This window comes from Parapedobacter sp. (genome assembly GCF_053550995.1).
On sequence record NZ_JBMQOC010000066.1, the window covers coordinates 1 to 22549 of the forward strand.

General features: G+C 49.9%; 17 protein-coding genes. 10 read left to right on the forward strand and 7 right to left on the reverse strand.

All coding sequences use genetic code 11. The features are described from left to right. Window positions 1-161 precede the first annotated feature (161 nt). The 3 genes from gyrA to ACO1NT_RS09810 are packed head-to-tail and all read left to right on the forward strand — an operon-like array spanning window position 162 to window position 5023. Window positions 162-2738, forward strand: a complete 2577-nt coding sequence (gene gyrA / locus ACO1NT_RS09800; RefSeq protein ID WP_449048445.1) for a DNA gyrase subunit A — start codon at window positions 162-164, stop codon at window positions 2736-2738. Then, on the forward strand, window positions 2629-3846 hold the full coding sequence (locus tag ACO1NT_RS09805) for a tetratricopeptide repeat protein (protein WP_449048446.1): 1218 nt from the start codon (window positions 2629-2631) through the stop codon (window positions 3844-3846). Before gyrA ends, ACO1NT_RS09805 begins: the two co-directional genes overlap by 110 nt. 4 nt (window positions 3847-3850) lie before the next feature. Beyond that, window positions 3851-5023 (forward strand): tetratricopeptide repeat protein, encoded by a 1173-nt coding sequence (locus ACO1NT_RS09810; protein WP_449048447.1) that lies wholly within the window; start codon window positions 3851-3853, stop codon window positions 5021-5023. Window positions 5024-5069: 46 nt separating this feature from the next. Here the strand turns inward: ACO1NT_RS09810 and ACO1NT_RS09815 are convergent, their stop codons facing one another. Further along, window positions 5070-6107: a quinone-dependent dihydroorotate dehydrogenase gene (locus tag ACO1NT_RS09815; protein ID WP_449048448.1), complete on the reverse strand. Its 1038-nt coding sequence runs from the start codon at window positions 6105-6107 to the stop codon at window positions 5070-5072. Window positions 6108-6149: 42 nt separating this feature from the next. Here ACO1NT_RS09815 and ACO1NT_RS09820 point away from each other — a divergent pair, with 42 nt between their 5' ends. Together ACO1NT_RS09820 and ACO1NT_RS09825 are read left to right on the forward strand one after the other, a co-directional pair. Further along, window positions 6150-8066 (forward strand): ABC-F family ATP-binding cassette domain-containing protein, encoded by a 1917-nt coding sequence (locus ACO1NT_RS09820; RefSeq protein WP_449048449.1) that lies wholly within the window; start codon window positions 6150-6152, stop codon window positions 8064-8066. Between the two features lie 7 nt (window positions 8067-8073). After that, window positions 8074-9366 carry a type IX secretion system plug protein gene (locus ACO1NT_RS09825; protein ID WP_449048450.1) on the forward strand — a complete coding sequence of 431 codons (1293 nt, stop codon included), beginning with the start codon at window positions 8074-8076 and terminating at the stop codon, window positions 9364-9366. Here ACO1NT_RS09825 and ACO1NT_RS09830 read toward each other — a convergent pair. Together ACO1NT_RS09830 and ACO1NT_RS09835 are read right to left on the reverse strand one after the other, a co-directional pair. Next, window positions 9363-10211 (reverse strand): aminotransferase class IV, encoded by an 849-nt coding sequence (locus ACO1NT_RS09830; protein WP_449048451.1) that lies wholly within the window; start codon window positions 10209-10211, stop codon window positions 9363-9365. The genes ACO1NT_RS09825 and ACO1NT_RS09830 overlap by 4 nt on opposite strands. A gap of 66 nt (window positions 10212-10277) precedes the next feature. Beyond that, a complete protein-coding gene (locus tag ACO1NT_RS09835) occupies window positions 10278-11312 on the reverse strand; it encodes an RluA family pseudouridine synthase (RefSeq protein WP_449048452.1) in 1035 nt (344 codons plus the stop codon). Between the two features lie 68 nt (window positions 11313-11380). Between ACO1NT_RS09835 and ACO1NT_RS09840 the strand changes: the two genes are divergently transcribed. Both ACO1NT_RS09840 and lat read left to right on the forward strand, forming a co-directional pair. Then, window positions 11381-12274, forward strand: a complete 894-nt coding sequence (locus tag ACO1NT_RS09840) for a 1-aminocyclopropane-1-carboxylate deaminase/D-cysteine desulfhydrase (RefSeq protein WP_449048453.1) — start codon at window positions 11381-11383, stop codon at window positions 12272-12274. Window positions 12275-12390: 116 nt separating this feature from the next. Continuing rightward, on the forward strand, window positions 12391-13728 hold the full coding sequence (lat, locus tag ACO1NT_RS09845; RefSeq protein ID WP_449048454.1) for an L-lysine 6-transaminase: 1338 nt from the start codon (window positions 12391-12393) through the stop codon (window positions 13726-13728). 7 nt (window positions 13729-13735) lie between these two features. Here the strand turns inward: lat and guaB are convergent, their stop codons facing one another. From guaB to ACO1NT_RS09860, 3 genes are all read right to left on the reverse strand, one after another. Beyond that, window positions 13736-15211, reverse strand: a complete 1476-nt coding sequence (gene guaB, locus ACO1NT_RS09850; RefSeq protein ID WP_449048455.1) for an IMP dehydrogenase — start codon at window positions 15209-15211, stop codon at window positions 13736-13738. A gap of 141 nt (window positions 15212-15352) precedes the next feature. Then, entirely contained in the window at window positions 15353-15961 is a 609-nt protein-coding gene (locus ACO1NT_RS09855) for a porin family protein (protein WP_449048456.1), read from the reverse strand. 19 nt (window positions 15962-15980) lie between these two features. Next, the gene (locus tag ACO1NT_RS09860; RefSeq protein WP_449048457.1) at window positions 15981-16490 is read right to left on the reverse strand and encodes a hypothetical protein; all 510 of its coding nucleotides are present in this window, start codon (window positions 16488-16490) and stop codon (window positions 15981-15983) included. A 205-nt stretch (window positions 16491-16695) separates the two neighbouring features. Here ACO1NT_RS09860 and secDF point away from each other — a divergent pair, with 205 nt between their 5' ends. Further along, the gene (gene secDF / locus ACO1NT_RS09865; RefSeq protein WP_449048458.1) at window positions 16696-19710 is read left to right on the forward strand and encodes a protein translocase subunit SecDF; all 3015 of its coding nucleotides are present in this window, start codon (window positions 16696-16698) and stop codon (window positions 19708-19710) included. Between the two features lie 276 nt (window positions 19711-19986). Here the strand turns inward: secDF and ACO1NT_RS09870 are convergent, their stop codons facing one another. After that, the gene (locus ACO1NT_RS09870) at window positions 19987-20373 is read right to left on the reverse strand and encodes a hypothetical protein (RefSeq protein ID WP_449048459.1); all 387 of its coding nucleotides are present in this window, start codon (window positions 20371-20373) and stop codon (window positions 19987-19989) included. 108 nt (window positions 20374-20481) lie between these two features. On the opposite strand from ACO1NT_RS09870, the gene ACO1NT_RS09875 reads away from it, so the two are divergent. Beyond that, the gene (locus tag ACO1NT_RS09875) at window positions 20482-22110 is read left to right on the forward strand and encodes a TlpA family protein disulfide reductase (protein ID WP_449048460.1); all 1629 of its coding nucleotides are present in this window, start codon (window positions 20482-20484) and stop codon (window positions 22108-22110) included. Between the two features lie 122 nt (window positions 22111-22232). Next, the coding region (locus tag ACO1NT_RS09880; RefSeq protein WP_449048461.1) for a cation:dicarboxylate symporter family transporter at window positions 22233-22549 on the forward strand (317 nt) is incomplete at its 3' end.

Below are 22549 nucleotides of genomic sequence, written 5' to 3' on the forward strand. Positions count from 1 at the left end.
ACGGTAAAAAAAGAAGACGTAACGAGCTGCAAAGTTAAGGATTCCTGATGAATAGCAAAACATTATAGAATGACCTAGAAAATTCGTAATTTCGCATGCGCAACAAGCATGTACATGCATGGTAATGTTGTGCCTTTTGATTTAAGATTGGTAAACATATAATGGCTGAAGAAACAGAAAACGGCAACAACCTCGTTCCGGCGAACGACCGGATCATCCCCATCAACATCGAAGACCAAATGAAATCGGCATACATCGACTACTCGATGTCTGTTATTGTATCGCGTGCATTGCCCGATGTGGGGGACGGCCTGAAACCCGTACACCGCCGCGTGCTGTACGGTATGCTCGACCTGGGTGTGACCAGCGGAAAGCCCTATAAAAAATCTGCCCGTATTGTGGGGGATGTATTGGGTAAGTACCACCCACACGGCGACTCGTCGGTTTACGACACGATGGTACGTATGGCGCAGGAATGGAGCCTAAGGTACCCGTTGGTCGATGGCCAGGGCAACTACGGTTCTGTAGATGGTGATCCGCCCGCGGCCATGCGGTATACCGAAGCACGATTGAAGAAAATTGCCGAAGAGCTGCTCTCCGATATTAATAAGGATACCATCGACTACCAGCTCAACTTCGACGACTCGATAGAAGAACCGACGGTGCTCCCTACCCGCATCCCCAACCTGTTGGTGAACGGCGCTTCGGGGATTGCCGTGGGGATGGCTACGAATATGGCGCCCCACAACCTTTCGGAGGTGGTAGATGGTATCATCGCTTATATCGACAACCGCGACATCGAAATCAGCGAGTTGATGCAGTATGTAAAGGCACCCGATTTCCCCACGGGAGGTATCATTTACGGGTACGCCGGAGTACAGGAGGCCTTCCAAACCGGCCGCGGCCGCATCGTAATGCGCGCCAAAGCGGAAATAGAAACCACCAAAAGTGGCCGCGAACAGATCATCGTTACGGAAATCCCCTACCAGGTTAATAAATCGGACATGATTAAGCGGACAGCCGATTTGGTCAATGAGAAGAAAATTGAAGGGATCGCTGAAATCCGCGACGAATCCGACCGGCACGGGATGCGGATCGTATATGACATCAAACGCGATGGCAATGCATCCATTATACTGAACAATCTCTACAAGCATACTGCCCTGCAGACCTCATTCAGTGTGAATAATATCGCGCTGGTCCATGGCCGCCCCATGATGTTGAACCTGAAGGATATGATTTTCCACTTTGTGGAACATCGGCACGAAGTGGTGATACGGCGCACGAAATTCGAGTTGGCGGAAGCCGAGAAGCGCGCACACATCCTAGAAGGTTTACTCATTGCGCTCGACCACCTCGACGAAGTGATCAAGTTGATCCGCGCATCCGCGACTCCGGATGATGCCCGCGTGGGCTTGATGGAGAAATTCGGCCTATCCGACATCCAAGCGCGTGCCATCCTCGATATGACCCTGCGCCGGCTTACCGGACTGGAGCGCGACAAGATCAAAGAGGAATATGCCGAATTGATGAAAACCATCGAATATTTGAAATCGGTACTTGCAGACGAAGGGCTTCGCATGAGCATCATCAAAGACGAGCTGCAGGAAGTAAAAGAAAAATACGGCGACGAACGCCGCTCCACCATCGTCCATTCGGCAGAGGATATGCGCATGGAAGACTTCATCGAAGATGAAGAGATCGTCATCACCATCTCGCATGAAAGCTATGTGAAACGCACGCCGCTAACGGAATACAGGAGGCAAGGCCGCGGTGGAAAGGGCGCCAAAGGGACCAATACCCGTGAGGAGGATTTCACCGAGCATATCATCACCGCATCGGCCCACAACTACATGCTGTTCTTTACCGAAGCCGGGCGCTGTTTCTGGCTTCGGGCATTTGAAATACCCGAAGGTACCCGTACCTCACGTGGCCGCGCCATACAGAACATCATCAACATCCCGAAAGAGGAAAAAATCAAAGCCTACATCAAGGTGAAGAACCTCAAGGACCAAGAGTACCTTGAGAACAATTTCATCATCATGTGTACAAAGCGCGGCACCATCAAAAAAACGTCGCTTGAAGCGTATTCGCGGCCGCGTGCCAATGGCATCAATGCCATCAACATCAATGAGGGCGACCAGTTGCTCGAAGCATGCCTTACGGATGGCAATAGCGAGATCGTCATGGCGCTGAAATCGGGAAGGGCCATCCGCTTCAACGAATCGACCGTCCGCCCGATGGGGCGTACAGCCACGGGCGTGCGCGGGATCACATTGACCGGCCCGGACGATGAGGTAGTTGGCATGATTAGTGTTAATAACTATGATACAACCGTACTGGTCGTTTCCGAAAAGGGATACGGCAAACGAACGGACATTGAAGATTATCGGGTAACCAACCGTGGTGGCAAGGGCGTGAAGACCATCAACGTGACAGACAAGACGGGCAAGTTGGTGGCCATCAAAGACGTGACGGATAACGACGACCTGATGATCATCAATAAGTCCGGTATCGTTATCCGGATTGCGGCCAGTGAATTACGGGTAATGGGAAGGGCCACCCAAGGGGTTCGACTCATCAGCCTCAAGGGCGACGATGAGATTGCCTCGATTACGAAGGTGGAACGTGAAGAGGACGAATTTATTGAAGAAGGAGAAAACCAAGAACACAGTGAAAATACCGGTGAAAACGACCATGCAACAACGGATGAATCGTCGCCCGCAGACGAAGAGTAACCTGATGGCAGCGATGGCCGTGGGTATCCTGCTAGCGGTCAGCGTGTCGCCAGTGGTTGCCCAGTCAAACCTCAAAGAAGGCAATAACAGTTTTGCGCGGTACATGCAATCGGAAGATTTCAAGCAGCTGGAAGCTGCCCGGAAGTTTGCCGACGAAGCGTTCAAAACGAAAAGGGATTCGACCAATTTCAGGAATATCCTCCTGCGGGGGCTCGTCTATAGCACCCTTGCGGTGGTCGATTCAAACCGTACCCAGAAGTATACGGCCGATCCCAATGATATTGCATTGAGTGCGTTGAAACGGCTGACCAACAAATCAGTTGATTTCGAATACGAGCCGCAGATTGATTATATACAGCGATCGCTCGCCAAAGCGTACCTCATCAAAGCAAACCGCGCAGTGGCAAGCGCAAACTATGAGGAGGCATTTCGTCAATATCATATGGTAGACTCGATCAGCGGAAACACCATCGATGTGAAACATAACCTCGCCATATTGAGTTCTAAAATAGGAAATGAGGAGGAGGCCATCAACAGGTATAAGGTATTCACGGCCGAGGCGGAATCCTCGTCACCCACGTACATCCTCGAACTGGCGGAGTTATACAAGAAAAAGGGCGACAACCGCGAAATGCTCAACACCCTGCTTACCGGGCGGCAGCAATTTCCGGGAAACAAGGAAATCCTCTTTACGCTGATTAATGCCTATATGGCGAACGATGCCTACGAAGCCATTGTTCCGCTGGCGGATGAGGCCATTGCCCATGAACCGGAAAATGTAGGATTGAATTATATTGCCGGCTATGCCAACGAAATGGAGGGCAACAACGAGGCGGCCAAAAAATACTACGAAAAAGTGATCAGCTTGGATGCCAATAACTTTGAAGGGAACCTGGAATTGGGGCTACTGTATTTAAAGGACTACATTGCCGACCCGAATAACGACGACGTTAAAAACAAGGCCCAGGAATACCTACTGAAGGCCAACCAGATACAACCCTCTGAGGTGAATACACTGAAGTCGCTCGCCGTACTGTACGAACAAGCGGGCGACGTTATCCAACAAGAACGAGTAAATAACATATTAAATCAACTCACAATAAACTAAAATCATGAAAGTGAAATCGATTTTACTAGGCATGCTGGTGCTGGCTTCATCGGCAGCCTTCTCCCAAAACAGCAATTTAAGGAAGGCAAAAGCCAGCTACGACAAATTCAATGAGGTTAAATCCATTGGAAGTGCAGCACTGGGTGCCTCGGATTTGACAACCGCAAAAGAAGCTTTGGAGAAAGCGATCGAACATGAAAAGACCAAGGACTTGGCGGAAACCTGGACGTATTATGCCCTGGTAAATGCCGACTTGGCCCTTCTCGATTCGACCGAGGCTGCCGATGGCTATATCCAAACCGCTACCGAAGCACGGGAAAAGGCGCTGAGCCTCGATACGGAAAAGGAGCATGAACAGAACCTGAGTGTCCTCAACTCGATCATCGCCCAATATGAGATGAATAAAGGCGTGAAAGCCTGGGACAGCCAAGACTTCGAAGCTGCATACGCCGCATTCGACAAGGGCTTGGCTTATCTTCCTAATGATACAACCTTGTTGTATTACTCGGGGTTAGCGGCCATCAATTCGCAAGATTATGATAAAGCACTATCAAAATACGTAGCGCTTGTTCCAATCGATAGCTTCTCCAATAACAAACAGATTATACTGGACGTTTCGCGCCTGTACCTCATGCAGGGCGATACCACCAATGCGATCAAATACGCCGAAATAGGGGCCAGCAAATATCCCGACGATAGCGAATTGGCAACCCAGAACATCGAGTTGAACCTGATGGCAGGCAATGAGCAGGAAATCATCAATACCATTTCGGCGCAAGTGGAAAAAGATCCTCAAAACGAGAACTTGCACTATTACCTCGGTATCGCATACAGCGAAATGGGCGAAGCGGAAAAAGCCGAGGCGGCATACCGGAAGGCTATTGAGATCAAACCGGATTACCTCGACGCAAACATCAACCTGGGGGGGCTTATTCTGAATAAAGGGATTGACCACTTTAATAAGACCAATAATGCAAGCTTGCCCCAAGCGGAATATGATGCGGAAATCAAGAAAGCTTATGACATCTTTGATTCTGCTTTGCCGTATCTGGAAAAAGCAGTTGAATTGGACGGCTCATCATACCTGGCGCTGACCAACCTCAAGAAATATTACGAAATCAAAGAAGACGAACAGAAAATCGCAGACTTGCAGGCACGCATCGATGCCTTGCAATAATAATTGAAAAAATAAACAGGGCTAGCCTTGAAAAAAAACCCTCCGATCAAACAGACCGGAGGGTTTTTAGCTTTTCACAAATGCGCTTTATCAAGCCGGGCCCCTCGTAGATGAAGCCGGTATACAGCTGCACCAACGTTGCACCGGCCTCGAGCTTTTCAACGGCATCTTCGGGAGTATGTATGCCCCCTACCCCAATGATGGGGAATGCCCGGTCGGATTTCGTAGCCAGATAACGGATAACTTCCGTGGCGCGCACGGCCAAAGGCCGGCCACTCAACCCGCCCGCTTCGGATGTGAGGCGTCCGCCGCTCCGCAAACCATCCCGTGCTATCGTGGTGTTGGTGGCGATTACGCCCGCTATTCCCGTGTCGCGAATAATAGCGATGATATCATCCAACTGATCATCGGTAAGGTCGGGTGCGATTTTCAACAGGATCGGCCGGGAAACATCCCCTTTGCGATTGCGCTGCTGCAGGGTGTTCAAAATGTGCGTAAGTGGCTCTTTTTCTTGCAATGCACGGAGGCCAGGCGTATTGGGCGAACTCACATTCACTACAAAATAATCGACTACGTCAAACAAGGTATCGAAACACTTGATGTAATCGCTTACGGCCTCTTCGTTGGGCGTCAGTTTATTTTTACCGATATTGCCTCCTATGACGAGGTTTTGCCGATTTTTCAGCTGACGTAACCGCATAGCCGCCACATCTACCCCTTGGTTGTTGAACCCCATCCGGTTGATGAGTGCCGCATCGTCGACCAGACGGAATAGGCGCGGCCGTTCATTGCCGGGTTGTGGCCGCGGCGTTACCGTGCCGATTTCGATAAAACCGAAGCCCAATGCGGCCATTTCTTCCACATACTCGGCATTTTTATCGAACCCGGCTGCCAAACCGATCGGATTCCTGAATTTCAGGCCCAATACTTGGCGTTCAAGATGCGGGTGCTCATAAGCATACATGGCACGCAGCAAGCGCTTACCCCCCCATAAATTGCAGAACGACCGCAGGCCACCCGATACCGTATGGTGTGCGGTTTCAGGGTCCATCGAAAAAAGCAGTGGCTTTACCAGTTTGTACATGGCCACAAAGGTACCTGAAAAAACCGTACTTTTGCACCCAGAATGATTGCTATAAATAACCTTACGTTTGAAATAGGTGCGCGGGCACTGTATGACGATGCCAACTGGCATATCAAGCCGGGCGACAAAACGGGCCTGATTGGCGCCAATGGAACCGGAAAAACCACCCTACTGAAACTGATCGTGGGCGATTATGCCCCCACGGCCGGTACGATATCGATGGCGAAGGATATCAAAATCGGGTACCTCAATCAGGACCTCCTCTCCTACCAATCGGACAAGAGTATCCTCCATGTGGCGATGGAAGCATTTGAACGGCAGAACCAGCTGCTCATTGAAATTGAGGTACTGCTCAAAAAACTAGAAACGGATTATTCGGACGACATCATCCAGAAACTGAGTGACAAACAGACCGAGCTGGAGGCGCTGGACGGTTACAACATCGAATACCGGGCCCATGAAATCCTTGCGGGACTCGGATTCAGCGATAGCGACCAAAAACGTACGCTATCCGAATTTTCCGGTGGCTGGCGGATGCGCGTGATGCTCGCCCGCATATTGCTGCAGGCGCCCGACATCCTCCTGCTCGACGAACCGACCAACCACCTCGACCTCCCTTCCATCAAATGGCTGGAAGGTTACCTGCAAGCATTCGATGGTGCCATTGTCATCGTTTCGCACGACCGGTATTTCCTCGACCGGGTGGTCAATACCATCGTGGAATCACAACGCGGGAAACTCATCCAATATGCGGGCAATTACTCGTTTTACTTGGAGGAAAAAGCCCTACGCGAGGAAATACAGGGTAACCAATACAAGAACCAACAAGCCAAGATAAAACAGGAGGAACGGCTGATTGAGCGGTTCCGTGCGAAGGCCAGCAAGGCAAAGATGGTGCAGTCGCGCATCAAGGCATTGGAACGCATGGAGAAGGTCGCCGACGTGGACGACTATAACCCCAGCGTAAATTTCCGTTTCAAATTCAGCAAACAGTCGGGCAGACACGTCGTGCGGCTCGAGAATATCAGTAAATCGTACCCGGGTATCCCCATCTTGGAGAAAACGGATGCTATCATTGAAAAGGGCGATAAAATAGCCCTTATCGGCGCCAATGGAAAGGGAAAGTCGACCCTGTTGCGTATCGTGGCCAATGCCGACCGGGATTTTACCGGAAAATCGGAAACCGGCCATAACGTGAGCCAGACTTTTTTTGCCCAGCACCAACTGGAAGCACTTCACTTGGACAACGAGATTTTGCAGGAATTGCAGCTGTTCGCGCCCAAACATACCGAAACGGAACTGCGGGCCATATTGGGCTGCTTTCTCTTTACGGGCGACGATGCTTTCAAAAAAATACGGGTACTCTCCGGAGGAGAGAAATCACGGGTTGCACTGGCAAAGGCCCTTACCGCAGATGCAAACTTCCTGGTATTGGACGAACCCACCAACCACTTGGATATCCAATCGGTCAATATCCTCATCCAAGCACTCAAACAGTTCGAGGGCACGTTCATCGTCGTATCTCACGACCGTTATCTCCTGGATAATGTGGCCAATAAAATCTGGTATATTGAAAACCGGAAAATAAAAGAATATCCCGGCACATACCAGGAATATGAGGAATGGCAGGCAAAGCGGACGACGACAGCTGCTCCGAAAGGGAACGATTCGAAACCCGCTAAAACGGCAACCAAACAGCCCACGGTAAAAAAAACAGATCCGGGCGAACGCGATACGAGGAAACTCCACAGGGAACTGGAAACGGTGGAACAACGTATTGGACAATTGGAGGAAACCGTTAAAGCTACCGAATTGTTGATGGCTCAGGAAAGCACCTTTGCGGATTCAACGAAATTAGCGGAAACCTCCCGGCAATACGATGCCCTGAAACGTGAATTGGCGGAGAGCCAAACGCTATGGGAAAAATTGGCGGAAGAAATCATGGAAATGGAAGGTTGAAAATAACATGAAGAAGCTCCTGGCAATAGCGGTAACGCTTTTTATCTGTTTGGGTGCGATGGCACAAAAGCAGAAAAAGCAACGGAAGAAACGCGAACGGACGCCACCGCAGGAATTGGTTTACAACAATACGAACTACCTGCCAACGATCAAATCTGTCCAGTTTTATCCGGTTGATCAAGAAAACGCGTTACCGGTTATCGAGCTTCACAGCGATGACCAGCTGATGCTCGCCTTTGACGATCTCCGGGGGGATGTACGCAATTATTATTTCAGCATGGAACATTGCGATGCCGATTGGAAGCCAAGTCGGCTATCGCCGCTCGAATATGCCGAGGGGTTCAATGAGGAGCGCATTGTAGATTACGCGCCCTCGGTAAACACGTTGCAACCGTATACCCATTACCGTGTGGATTTCCCCACCCGGAATATCAAACCTAAGTTGGCAGGCAATTACCTGTTGAAGGTATACGAAGATGCCGACAAGCGCCGTCTTATTATCTCCCGGCGCTTCTATGTACTGGCACCGTTGATGATGGTTTCTCCCCAACTCGTTCCATCGGTAGAGGTGGCCAAACGCCGCAGCAACCAGAAGATAAATATCATGGTCAATACAGGGGGGCTCACCGTAAACAATCCCTATCAAGACATTCGCATCGGGGTGATGCAAAACCAACGCCCCGATGTTCAGCAGTGGCTCACCACCCCCCATTTCGTAAACGGCAACGAACTGACATATAACGACAATAAAACGCTGGATTTCGGTGGCGGCAACGAATTCCGCTATTTCGACCTGCGCAGCCTACGTTTAGCGTCTGAACGTGTGGCCAACATCAAACTGGACAGCACCATCCATGTAGACCTCGTTGCAGACGAGAACTATCGGGATGCGGCGTACGCCTCCACGTTCGATGAGAATGGGGATTTTTTCATACGGAATCAGGACAAGGCCGATGCCGACACGGAATCTGACTATGTGTGGGTCACCTTTTCCCTCGTAGATGAATCGACCACCGATGGTGCGGTCTATGTAGTAGGCTCATTCAACAACTATAACCGGAATGAGGCAAACAAGATGACGTACAACGCCCCGGCGAAAACATGGCAATGTTCGATGCTGCTTAAACAGGGCCTTTATGACTATACTTACGTGCATGTAGACCCATCGGGCAAAGTGGACACCTCGTTTTCCGACGGCAACCATTTTGAGACAAACAATACGTATCAAATCCTGGTCTATAACCGTCGGCCGGGGACGACCTGGGATGAGCTGACTGGTTTTGTGGAAATTAACCATTAACAATCAACCATGGCAAGCTGCTCCTGCAGCATACGCGATACCCGGTTAAAATAGCGCTTCTGCTTATACCCCATCACCCATTGCACGCCATGTATGGCATTGGTATGGAAGATCTCGTCTGCCTCCCGTAGGATATCCGGACTGATCTGGGCCTCGATCACTTCCATCCCGTTATCCACAGCCAAGTCAATGACCACCTTACGCATGACCCCGTCGATGCACCCCTCGCTGATGGCCGGTGTATACAGTTTCTTACCATACCAAATGAACACGTTGGAACTGAGCGACTCGCAAAGGAAACCTTCCTGATTTAACAGCAACACATCATCAAGCCCATTCTTGGTTCGATAAAGCCCCGCCATGACATATACCAAGGCATTGGACGACTTCAATTTTGAAAGTTCGTTATAGGGTTTTTTAATATCACGGTATACGTCAATGATCAGTCCAATTTTCCGGTGCTTCACGTCGTCCGGGTCAAGCTTGGAAACTTCCATGACGTAACAAGCATGGTTCTGTTGCGGACTGTATAAGCCGCCACCACCACGGTAAACCTGCAAACGCACACGCACATGCTGGCTCTCCAATCCGTTGCGCTTAACGAGTTCAGCGGCACGCGAACGGATGAAATCCGCCGTGAACTTTTCAGCCTGCTCCAACTTGAGCAAACGCATTCCCTCATGAAGCCGCGCTACATGGTGGGACAAAAAGCGGATGTCACCATCCATCCAGCGCATCGTTTCAAATACGCCATCACCGTATCGGAATGCCCGATTGTCGGCGGTAAGTACGGTCTCTCGGTCGGGTATGAAATTGGAATTAAAATCTATGAAATGTACCGGCATTCGATCAATTTAATTTAATTATAACAACAGCTATGCTCCCACCATAGCAAGTCTTATGCCACATGGTTACGACGATTGATGGGATACATAACCACGCCATTTTTCCAAGCACCGTTGGAAATCCTCCGGTAAAGGCGTTTGGAATGCCATGGTTTCGCGGGTGGTGGGATGTACGAAGCCTAAGCTTTGGGCGTGGAGTGCTTGCCGCGGCAACAACGCAAAACAATTTTCCACGAACTGTTTATATTTGCTGAATACCGTCCCTTTTAATATCCGATCGCCACCGTACACCGCGTCGTTGAACAAGGGGTGGCCAATGGATTGCAAATGGGCCCGGATTTGATGGGTTCGGCCAGTTTCCAACTGGCACTCGATCAGCGTAACGTAACCCATCCGTTCCAAAATGCGGTAATGGGTTACCGACCATTTTCCTTTTTCCTCGTCGTCATACACAGCCATCACCCGCCGGTCTTTCGCACTCCGGCCGATATACCCTGTAATGGTTCCATCGTTGGCGATATCGCCCCAAACCAACGCCACATACTTGCGCGAAATACTGTGGTCGAAAAACTGCTTAGCGAGGTAGGTCAACGCCCACTCATTCTTACCAATGACCAACAAACCACTCGTATCTTTGTCGATGCGGTGCGCCAGGCCCGGACGGCCATCATTGCCGGGAAGTTCCGGTAAACTGGAAAAATGGTACGCCAACGCATTGACCAGCGTACCGGTGTAATTGTTGTACCCTGGGTGTACCACCATGCCTGCCGGCTTATTGACAATGAGCAGGTCATCGTCTTCATACGGAATGTCTAGCGGGATGTTTTCAGGGTAGATCTCCGTATCGCGTGGCGGGTGCGGCAAAACCACGGAAATGGTGTCTAGCGGCTTGACCTTATAGCTGGCCTTGATGGGTTGCCCGTTTACCAATACCGTGCCTGCCGTAATGGCATGCTGGATACGGTTACGCGAGGCATGCTCCACCCGGTTCATCAGGAACTTGTCGATGCGTAACAGCGCCTGCCCCTTGTCTACAACAATGCGTAGGTGTTCATATAAATCCTGCTCGTCCGACTCTTCCAGTACTACATGGTCTGCCATGGCGCAAACATAAAAAAAAAAAAGCAACCTGTACCTGAAGCTTTTTTACCTAAATTTGCCGCTTTCCGGTGAGACCATTCGATATCCATAGCCCGATAGAAACACTTGATTTCACACTGTTCGACGAGAAGTCGATTACGGTCGACATCAAACGTGATGATAAAATACATCCCTTCATTTCGGGCAATAAATGGCGTAAGCTCAAATACGTTCTCCAGTCGGCAAGCCATGCTGGGAAGACACGCCTCGTGACCTTTGGCGGCGCGTGGTCCAACCATCTGTTGGCTACGGCGTGTGCGGGGGCAACGTTCGGCTTCAAGACAACCGGGTTCGTGCGCGGGGAAGCCGTATCCAACCCTAACCTTTCCTTATGCAAGGTATACGGCATGGAACTCCGGTTCGTGGACCGGACAGCCTACCGGAACAAACCGCTGTTGTATGCGCACCATTTCGCAAACGATACGGAAGCATATTTCGTGGACGAGGGCGGTTATGGCGTTGAAGGTGCAAGGGGTTGCGCCGAAATCATTGACGAACTGCCTTATACCTATGACCATATTTTCTGTGCCTGTGGTACAGCCACCACCTTGGCAGGGCTGCACCACGGCTGCGCAAGCAAAGCACTGGAAACCCGGTTGCATGGTGTTGCCGTGTTGGCGGGAGGCGATTTTATCACGGACGCGGCCCGCGCATTATATCCCGGCGAGCGGTTCGACCGGCTGGTCGGCCACATGGACTACCATTTTGGCGGGTACGCCAAAACATCGCCCGTGCTCAATGGTTTTATCCGCCAATTCACGGCGCAAACCGGCATCCTTATTGAACCCGTTTACACGGGTAAATTGCTTTACGCCGTGTTTGACCTTGCCAAACGCAATTATTTCAATGCTGGCGAACGCCTGTTGGTTATCCATACAGGGGGGCTGACAGGCATTCTGGGCCTCCACGAGCAGCTCGCATAAAAAATTAGGTTTAGCGCGTTTAAACGGGCAAAAGCCGCAAAAACACGCAAATAGCGGCAAAAAAGCTTGCATTTCAAAGCAACTTTCGCTAAGTTTGGGCATAACCAATCCATATTATGATGTATCAAATCGCTGTAACGCCAGAGGAAGTACACGAAACGTTAGCCCACTATATCCTTGCCGATGGGTACGATATGACCTTTGATATGGAGCGTAGCCGGGGGGTAACCATCTACGATTCGAAACACGAGCGCGAACTCCTTGATTTTTTCACCTGCTTTGCCTCGGTCCCCTTGGGCTACAACCATCCGAAAATGGTGAACGACGAGGCATTCACCACCAGCCTTCTCCGCGCGGCGATCACCAATCCATCCAATTCGGATGTATATACCGTTGAATATGCACAGTTTGTGAAGACATTTGGCAGGATAGCGGCCCCTGATTACCTACCCCATGCCTTTTTCGTTTCGGGCGGGGCGCTGGCGGTGGAAAACGCGCTTAAGGTAGCGATGGACTGGAAGGTGCAGAAGAATTTCAAAAAAGGTTACCCCCATGAAAGGGGTACCAAGGTACTCCATTTCGAGCACGCATTCCATGGTCGGTCGGGCTATACCCTGAGCCTTACCAACACCCAACCCAACAAGACGAAATGGTTCGCGAAATTCGACTGGCCCCGTATAAGCAGCCCGATGCAGATGTTTCCCGAAACAGACGAAAACCGGGCCGGGACGGTCGAACGGGAACAACAGGCCATTCGGCAAATCAAGAAGGCATTCGTTGACAACAAGGATGAGATCTGCGCGATGATCATCGAACCTATCCAAGCCGAGGGCGGCGACAACCATTTCCGCAAGGAGTTCATGGAACAACTACGTACCCTAGCCGACGAAAACGAAGCACTGCTTGTATATGACGAGGTCCAAACCGGCGTAGGCCTTACGGGAAAGTTCTGGTGCCATGAACATTTTGGCGAGGGGGCACGGCCGGATATCATCGCTTTTGGAAAGAAAATGCAGGTTTGTGGGATCTTGGCCGGCCCACGGATAGATGAGGTGGAAACCAATGCCTTCCGCGTGCCCTCACGGATCAATTCCACATGGGGTGGCAGCCTCGTGGATATGGTACGGGCTACCAAGATTCTGGAGATCATTGAGGAAGACCAGTTACTTGCGCGTGTATCGAAGACGGGCAGCCACCTGCAGTCGCGCCTGCACGAACTGGCAACCCGCTATCCGGCGATATCCAACGTCCGCGGCCGCGGCCTGCTCTGCGCCTTCGATTTACCCAACACGGAATACCGAAACACTTTCCTCGAACGCGGGTTGGCCCGGGGGGCTCTTTTCCTCGGCTGCGGCGACCGTTCCATACGGTTTAGACCTGCACTCATTATCGAGCCCGCCGCCATAGATGAGGGTATCGATATCATCCATCGGGTCATGGGCGGGCTCGGCTAAGAAGGCATTACGGTCTGCTATGGTAATTCGGCGCTTCTTTGGTAATCGTGATGTTATGTGGGTGGCTTTCGCGCAATCCCGCACCAGTGATCTTGACAAAGCGGGCGCCCTGCAAAGCTTTGACCGTCGCCGCACCGCAATAACCCATACTGGCACGTAATCCGCCTACATATTGGTATACCACTTCGGCCAGCGTTCCTTTATAAGCCACGCGTCCTACAATCCCTTCGGGAACAAGCTTCTTGATATCGTCTTCTACATCCTGGAAATAACGATCTTTCGATCCTTTCTCCATCGCTTCGACCGACCCCATCCCACGGTACGACTTGAACTTCCGCCCTTCGTAAATGATGGTCTCGCCCGGGGCTTCTTCCACACCCGCAAAGAGCGACCCGGCCATCACCGTATCGGCCCCTGCCGCAATCGCTTTCGCGATGTCGCCGGTTTGTTTGATGCCGCCATCGGCAATAACCGGCACCCCGCTGCCGCGAAGCGCGCGCGCCACTTCATATACGGCGTAGAGCTGGGGAACACCGACACCCGCGATGATACGCGTGGTACAGATGGAACCCGGGCCAATACCGACTTTTACCGCGTCGGCTCCCGCATCGGCCAGCGCTATTGCCGCTTCGGCCGTAGCGATGTTTCCCACAATGACTTCCAGATCGGGGAATGCAGCCTTTACTTCTTTCAGTTTGTCGATCACCCCTTTTGAATGGCCATGTGCCGTGTCGATGGTCACCACATCCACGCCCGCTTTCACTAGCGCCGCCACACGCTCCATGGTATCGCCGGTGACGCCGACCGCCGCCCCTACCAGCAACCTTCCATGGCTATCCTTGGCAGCATTCGGAAAATGGCGGTATTTCTGGATATCTTTGAACGTAATCAATCCCACCAGGACATTATCGTCGTCCACCACGGGCAGTTTTTCGATTTTATGGTTTTGCAGGATGTTTTCCGCCTTGAGTAAATCGGTACCAACGGGTGCCACAACCAACCCTTCTTTGGTCATCATCTCCGTAATGGGGCGCCGCATGTCTTTCTGGAAGCGGAGGTCTCGGTTCGTCACGATGCCGACCAACTTTCCCGTGTTATCCACGATGGGGATACCACCGATTCGGTGATCCTTCATGATTTGGAACGCATCCCCCACCGTTGCCTCCTCGCCAAGCGTCACCGGGTCCTGTATCATACCGCTTTCCGACCGCTTCACCTTGCGCACTTCCGCCGCTTGGTCTGCAATACTCATGTTTTTATGCAACATCCCCAATCCGCCAGCCTGGGCTATGGCTATCGCCAAATCGGCACCCGTTACGGTATCCATTGCAGCAGATACCAATGGAATATTCAATCGTGTATTTCTGGTCAGGTATGTGGAGGTATCCACTTCTCGCGGCAATACTTCAGAATAGGCAGGTATTAACAGCACATCGTCGTAGGTGAGGCCTTCAGCTACGAATTTTTCGGGGTCTAATTGCATGGCAAATATCTCTTGGGGTTATTATTTGCCGGGCAAAATTACTTATTTTTTATGTCTTTTACAAGTAAAAAAAATGACTGTATTCCGGAATCGGCCTGCAGAAAGCCCCTGTGAAAAATCCGAAATACAGTCCTAATAGTTTTAAAATGAATAGCTGAGCCCCAGTTGGAATACGCGGTTCAGCGAAATGTCATCGGGGTCGTCAAAAAGGCCCAGGAAATAATCGTTGTTGAACGCATCCAGCATGCCGGTTTTGAAGCGCCCCTCGAAGGTAAGGCCGATGGGCAACGTATAACCCAGCCCCAGCGAGAGGCCGAGGTCGACGCCACCATAATCATCATCATCGAAATCGATGCGCGGGAAGTTCTTGCCGATTTTCATATCGATCGATGGACCGATCAACCCGTGGAAACCATCCACGAAATAAAACTTGTTGATCACGCCCAACGAAAGGTACTGGATGGTTACGTTTTCCTGTCTTGTGGGCTCACCGGTTTCGTCGTCCACAAAAGTAACATGGTTGGCTCCCTGCCGCGTGTAAATCAGCTCGGGCTGTAGCGTGTATCGCTGCCCGAGATGAAGGCTAAGGATCCCCCCTGCATAGAAATCGGTTTTGAAGTCTGCATCAATGTTGCTTAATGTGGCCACATTGACCCCTGCCCGGATACCCGGAGAAACCTTCTTTTGCGCAAACAATTGTGTCGTTGCAGCTATCGCCACCACCAACAGACAAACGATTCTTTTCATCATTCAAAGACCGTGTCCGTTCCTATTTCAGCGTAAACTTGAAACCCAGCGTGAAGCGTGCCGGCTCAAAGTGGCTGTAGTTGCTCAGGTTCCACCACGGTTTCCAGTCGAAATGGAAAGCCAATGGTGCCGACGGGATTTTGAATTCCAAACCTACCGCAGGTCGAAGGGCAAAAAAGGTTTCGTTGCCATCCCAATCATCATCGCCATACCACCACCGGCCATTATCTATAAATGCCAGTTGCGGACCGATACCAACATACCAGGTCAATCCATTGGTGCCGCCGATGGCCTGGTTGTAGGAATAGTCTACCCCTAATACCGTCACATCGTCGCCGAATAACACTTGCGCATTACCGGCATTGGTACCGTCAAAGAAATGTTTGATTTGCGGGCCTACAAGTGTGGGGCCATCGCCTAAATCGATGCCTAAACCTAAAGCAGTACGGTAGCGGGCCTGCGCGTGGGACTCCTGTGCACTTAGCATCAGGATCGAAATAGCTAATAAAGGTAAGAATACTTTTTTCATCATGTTATTCATTTTTATGTTTCGTTATAAGACGTAGATTTTTGGTAAATCCACTGTTATTTTAGCAAATAGTCTGCCAAAATGATGCCACGGCGTGTTTATTAAACGCCAAAAATACGGTATGCTTTAGACAAAAATTTTATACCTTTGCCGTCTTAACTAAATTTTGTTAAAAATAGAATAGATTAATACTAGCTAACGAAAGAAAATGCAAGGTACAGGGTTGATTAAATTTTTGGTAGTAGTGGTTACCATCGCGTGCCTCTATTCCCTATCATTCACATTCGTAACCCGCAAGGTGGAACGGGATGCCGCAGCGTATGCCCAGGGTGACATGGCGAAAGAGAAAGCCTATCTGGACTCTATGGCCGGGGAAGTGGTGTATAACCTGGGCGTGGCAAAGTACACGTACCGGGAAGCCAAGGGACAAGAGATTGCCCTAGGCTTGGACTTGAAGGGAGGCATGAACGTAACGATGGAAGTATCGTTGCAGGAATTGGTACGTAACCTAGCCAACAACCCGAAAGACGAGAACTTCAACCAAGCGTTGGAAAATGCCGGCATCCAGAGCCGCAATAGTCAAAATAGTTATGTGAGCCTGTTCGTCGACGAGTTTGAAAAACTCAGTCCGGGGACTCCTTTGGCCAGTTTCTTTGCTACCAAAGACAATGCAACCTACATCAACGCGAACAGCACCAATGCACAGGTAGAAAGTTTCCTTCAACGCGAATCAAACAACGCCATAGAGAGTTCCTTTAAGGTGCTCCGCACGCGGATCGACAAATTCGGCGTTACATCACCCAATATCCAGCTGCAGCAAGGCACCAACCGGATTCTCATCGAATTGCCTGGTGTAAACGACGAAGAACGGGTGCGTAAGCTGTTGCAAGGTTCGGCCAAGCTCGAATTCTGGGAAACATACGACAACATGGAAATCTACCCCATGTTGGAAAATGTAAACAGCGCTTTGGCCTCCACACTACAAGCGGCAAAAAAGGAAATGGCAAGTGATGCTGATACCACCGTTGCCGATAGCACCGATGCCGGTTTACTCGCTGCGCTCGGCGCTGGCCAGGATTCCACGGCATCCGACTCGACCGACAATCAACTGGCGCTGCAAAACCCGTTGTTCAACGTTTTGCGGCCGGCGACGGGCTTGGGCCCCAACAACCAGCCGATGTTGGCACCGGGTCCCATCGTGGGTTATGCGCAGTTGCGTGACACCGCCAAAGTGAACGATTTCCTTGCCGACCCTGCCGTACAGCAGATCATCCCTGCGAATGTAAAATTGCTTTGGGGCGTAAAACCAAGCCCCCGTACGCCCGAACAGTTGGAACTTTATGCGGTTAAACCAACCGGCGCAGATGCTGGCCCCGTGTTAGCGGGCAACGTCATTACCGATGCCAAGGACGATTTCGACCCGCAGTCGAACAGCCCGATGGTAACCATGTACATGAACAGCGAAGGCGCGCGCGAATGGCGGCGGATTACCGCATCGGCTTCTGCCGACCCCAACAACAAACGGGCCATCGCGATCGTGTTGGATGGCGTTGTGTATTCAGCACCTACCGTCCAAGGTGAAATCCCCAACGGTGTATCGCAAATCACCGGTAATTTCACCATCGAAGACACGAAGGACTTGGCTAACGTGTTGAAGGCCGGTCGCTTGCCTACTACAGCCAAGATCGTTGAAGAAGCAGTGGTTGGTCCCTCCCTCGGACAAGCCGCCATCGATGCGGGCATCAACTCATCCGTAATCGGCCTCGTTGTGGTCTTGATATTCATGATCGCCTATTACAACCGTGCGGGATGGGTGGCCAACATTGCCGTATTATTCAACGTTTTCTTCATCATGGGCGTGCTTGCCTCGCTCAATGCGGTCTTGACACTGCCGGGCATCGCCGGTATCGTATTGACGATGGGTACCGCTGTGGATGCCAACGTGTTGATATACGAACGAATACGGGAAGAACTGAGACTTGGGAAATCCGTCAGGCAAGCGGTCTCCGATGGTTATAAACACGCCATGTCTTCCATCCTCGATTCGCAGATCACTACGTTCCTAACCGGTCTGATTTTGTTCTTCTTCGGAAGCGGCCCCATCCTCGGTTTTGCCACGACATTGATGATCGGTATCATTACGTCATTATTCACATCCATTTTCATATCGCGCATCATTTTCGAATGGATGCTGACAAAAGGCTGGGCGATCACGGTTTCGCACCGGTGGAGTGAAAACACGCTGCTCAATGCAAACTATGGCTTCGTTCAGAACCGCAAGAAATTTTACATCATTTCCTTCGCGGTATTGTTGATCGGTACCATCTCCATTTTCACCAAGGGCTTTACACTGGGTGTAGATTTCAAAGGTGGCAGGACATATACGGTACAATTCGACAAGCCGGTAGATCTGGAAGACGTGCGCAGCAGCCTGAATGAGACGTTTGACATGAATACCGAAGTCAAGACCTTCGGTAGCGATAGCCAGATACGTGTTACCACGGCCTATCGAATCGAAGAAGTGAGCGACGAAGCAGACAAGGCCGTATTGGACAAACTCAATAGCGGCCTATCGCAGATTTCCGGCACCAACCACGAAATCGTCAGTTCACAAAAGGTGGGGCCAACCATCGCGAATGACATGAAGACCCGTGCATTTTATGCGGGTATAGCGTCTGTTATCGTCATCGCCCTCTATATTCTGATGCGTTTCCGCAGATGGCAATTCAGTGTGGCCGCGGCGGTTACGACCGCCCATGATGCGTTAATTATTTTTGTGCTCTTTTCGATATTGGATGGGATCGTTCCCTTCTCCTTGGACATCGACCAGCACTTCGTGGCCGCCGTACTCACGGTAGTCGGTTATTCCATCAACGACACCGTGGTGGTGTTTGACCGCTTGCGCGAATATTTGGGTATCGCGAAATATAAAAAGGAACCAATCGGCGACACCGTGAACCTGGCTATCAACCGGACGTTGAGCCGGACAGTGGTGACGTCGTTGACCGTGATCTTCGTGTTGGCGGTCCTTTTCGTATTTGGCGGTGAAGTTATCCGCGGATTTTCATTTGCGATTTTAATAGGAATCATTGTGGCTACCTACTCTTCCATCTTCCTGGCTGCACCGATGGTGGTGGACCTCGAGGGAAAGAAGGGGTTAACCGAGCCCACAGTTTCCGACGACACAACCGGCAAGGCTAACTTGAAGCCTGCCAAAGCATAATCCCATCGGGACAACAACATACCAACCATCAAAAAAGGGTCGCTGTAAACATCCAGCGACCCTTTTTTTGAAGTTCAGCAGCCGCAGGCTCCAGCCCGACAGTTGGATCGGGGTACTATAGGGGCGGAAGACCAGTCGCCGCAACGACTCCAATATGCTCCGGAGCCGGCTCGAAATCGGGCGTTCCTCCCCTATCTCATGCTGGGCAGCGCCTTCCTTCAATAGTTGAAGCGATGCTAAATACGGAAACTCCGCCGCCAGCGCGTCAAAACACGGCTACGGAAACCCGACCACGAACAGCCAGTTTTTACCCCGATGCAACGATAGGGTAAGCTGCTGGTCGGTGCTGGCAATGTAGGCACTATTCCCCGATGCTAGCACGGGTGTCCCTTCTGCATGAACCGTACAATCGCCAATCAATGCGATGACCACCCAGAGGCAGGGCGACTGCGGCTTCAATTGAATGTGGAATATTTCTCGTTGTATTTCGTCTTTCAATTCCAACACATAGAGGCGATCATGCGCAACATATCGATGGGCAATGCTTGGATCCGGGGCGTGGTGTGCAGGCGTGGTCAGAAACGATAGATATCCATTATATGCATGGGTACGCAGACCCGCTCCCGTATTTACGAAATGAACAAAATCCAATGAAGGCATCATTTAGTTGGTAAATGTACACGAAGCTACAATTTCAAACATAAAAAACGTCAACCAAACTACCAACATAGATTCATTTTTTATATCTTTAGTTAGTTTGGGTTATGTTATTTGTCCTCAGAAGAGATTCTTTCAAGGGAAGAGTTTGAGATTGCATTGTTTATGCTGGCAAATCTTGAAGAAAATGCTGCCCGGGTGCTAATCAAAATAACAATGATGAAAACAAAACTTCTTTTCATATGTGGTCTATTGTTCTTTTTGTCATGTAACCTGGCAACAGAGAAAAATACAGACGGAACAGCCATCGTAGCGGGAAAATCCAACATAACAGGAAGAATCACCACGCCTGATGGTCGAAACCAGGATAGCATTATGGTAATGATTACTGTCCTACATCCAATTTCAGGAGAAAGCGTCAGGCATCATATTCTCGCTGACCAATCGGGCAACTTCTCACTGGACGTGGATATGGAAACCGAGACTTCTTTTTTCGGTTTGTACACGAGTGTAAATCCGTATAAGGGACTTATAATCAAATCAATAAATAATGACTCCACGCACATTGATATCGCCTATGATTCAGGTCTTAACATCAAGAATGCAGCTGTTACGCCTACCATGAATCCATATGATATGAGACAGGGCATGGAGGTGTTAAGCAAAATGATTGATTATAGACCAGATACACCAAATTGGGTATATCCACGACTCTTTGATAAAAGTATAGATGAGTTCTTGGATTTTGCTAACAGTAACGTGTCTAAAAGAATGGCACTCTTCGTAGATAATGATAAATTATTATCCAAGGAGTTTAAAGGGTGGATAGCTAAAGAATATCGTTTATTCCTATATACGGGACATGTCTTCGATTACGAAAGGCAGATGATGCTTAATTATCGTAATGCAACCCAGGATAAAGTTGGTAAGCCTGAAATCCAAAAGATTGACCGGTCATATTTTCGCTTTTTGAAAGATTTCCATCTCAACGATCCGCAATACCTCCACACCTACTCATTCCTTGAATTTCAGAACTTAATTCTCCAAAATGAAGTATTGGGGCTTCCAGTGATTGGAGAAAGCGATATCCCCTCCTGGTTGGCAAGCGTGAAAGCTATTTTAGCTGATTTGGTGGGATTCGATGACGGTCCGTATTATGATATTTTAGCGGCCAATGCCTATGGTCGGCAGCTCAACGAACAAGTAGAACCGCTAACCGAAAAGCAAAAAGAGCATATAACCCATTATTGGAAAGATGGAGAAATCGCAAAAATACTCTTTCGGAAAAACCAACAGGTTATTGAACTGGACAACGTAAAATCACCTGTTGTCGTCCATGACATCTCGAATGTTCCGGAAGATAAGTTGATGGAGACCATTGTTTCTAAATATAAGGACAAGGTTGTGCTTATTGACCTTTGGGCCACGTGGTGCGCACCTTGCCTGGAGGCCATCAAACAATTCAGGGGTACAAAAGGCGATTTTCGGGACAAGGATGTCGTATTTGTGTATCTCACCAACGGGTCTTCACCCAAAAAGCTGTGGGAGGAAAAAATACAGGGGATTGGTAGCGAACATTATTATCTAACAGACAGTCAGTGGACTTACATGATGGACCGTTTCGGCTTTGAGTATATTCCGTCTTATCTGTTGTATACTAAACAAGGCGTGCTTATCAATAAATTTTCAGCCTTCCCTGGAAATGACGCCGTAAAAGAGATGATAAACGGCCAGTTAAAATGAGTAATCCCATTCAATAAAGTTCGTCAAAAAAAAGGCCATTCCCGATTATAATTCTAACTTTGCCCCACTATTTACAAACATGAATCGATGTTTTTTTACCTAAAATCGATATTTTAACCAGTATGAAGCTACACACGAAGATTTTCATTGGTATGGTATTCGGCATCGTAGCCGGATTAATCGTCAAAAGCCTTGGATTACCACAAGAAACCCTCGATACGATTGTGAAATGGGTAGAGCCCGTGGGAAAAATTTTCATGAACCTTATTTTCATGATGGTCATCCCGTTGATCCTATCGGCACTGATTTTAGGCATTGCTGAAATCGGCGATGTGAAAAAGCTCGGCCGCATGGGTGGTAAGCTCTTAGTATACACCATCATCGTGAGTTTTATCGCCGTATTGATTGGCATCACGATGGTAAATGTTTTCGACCCCGG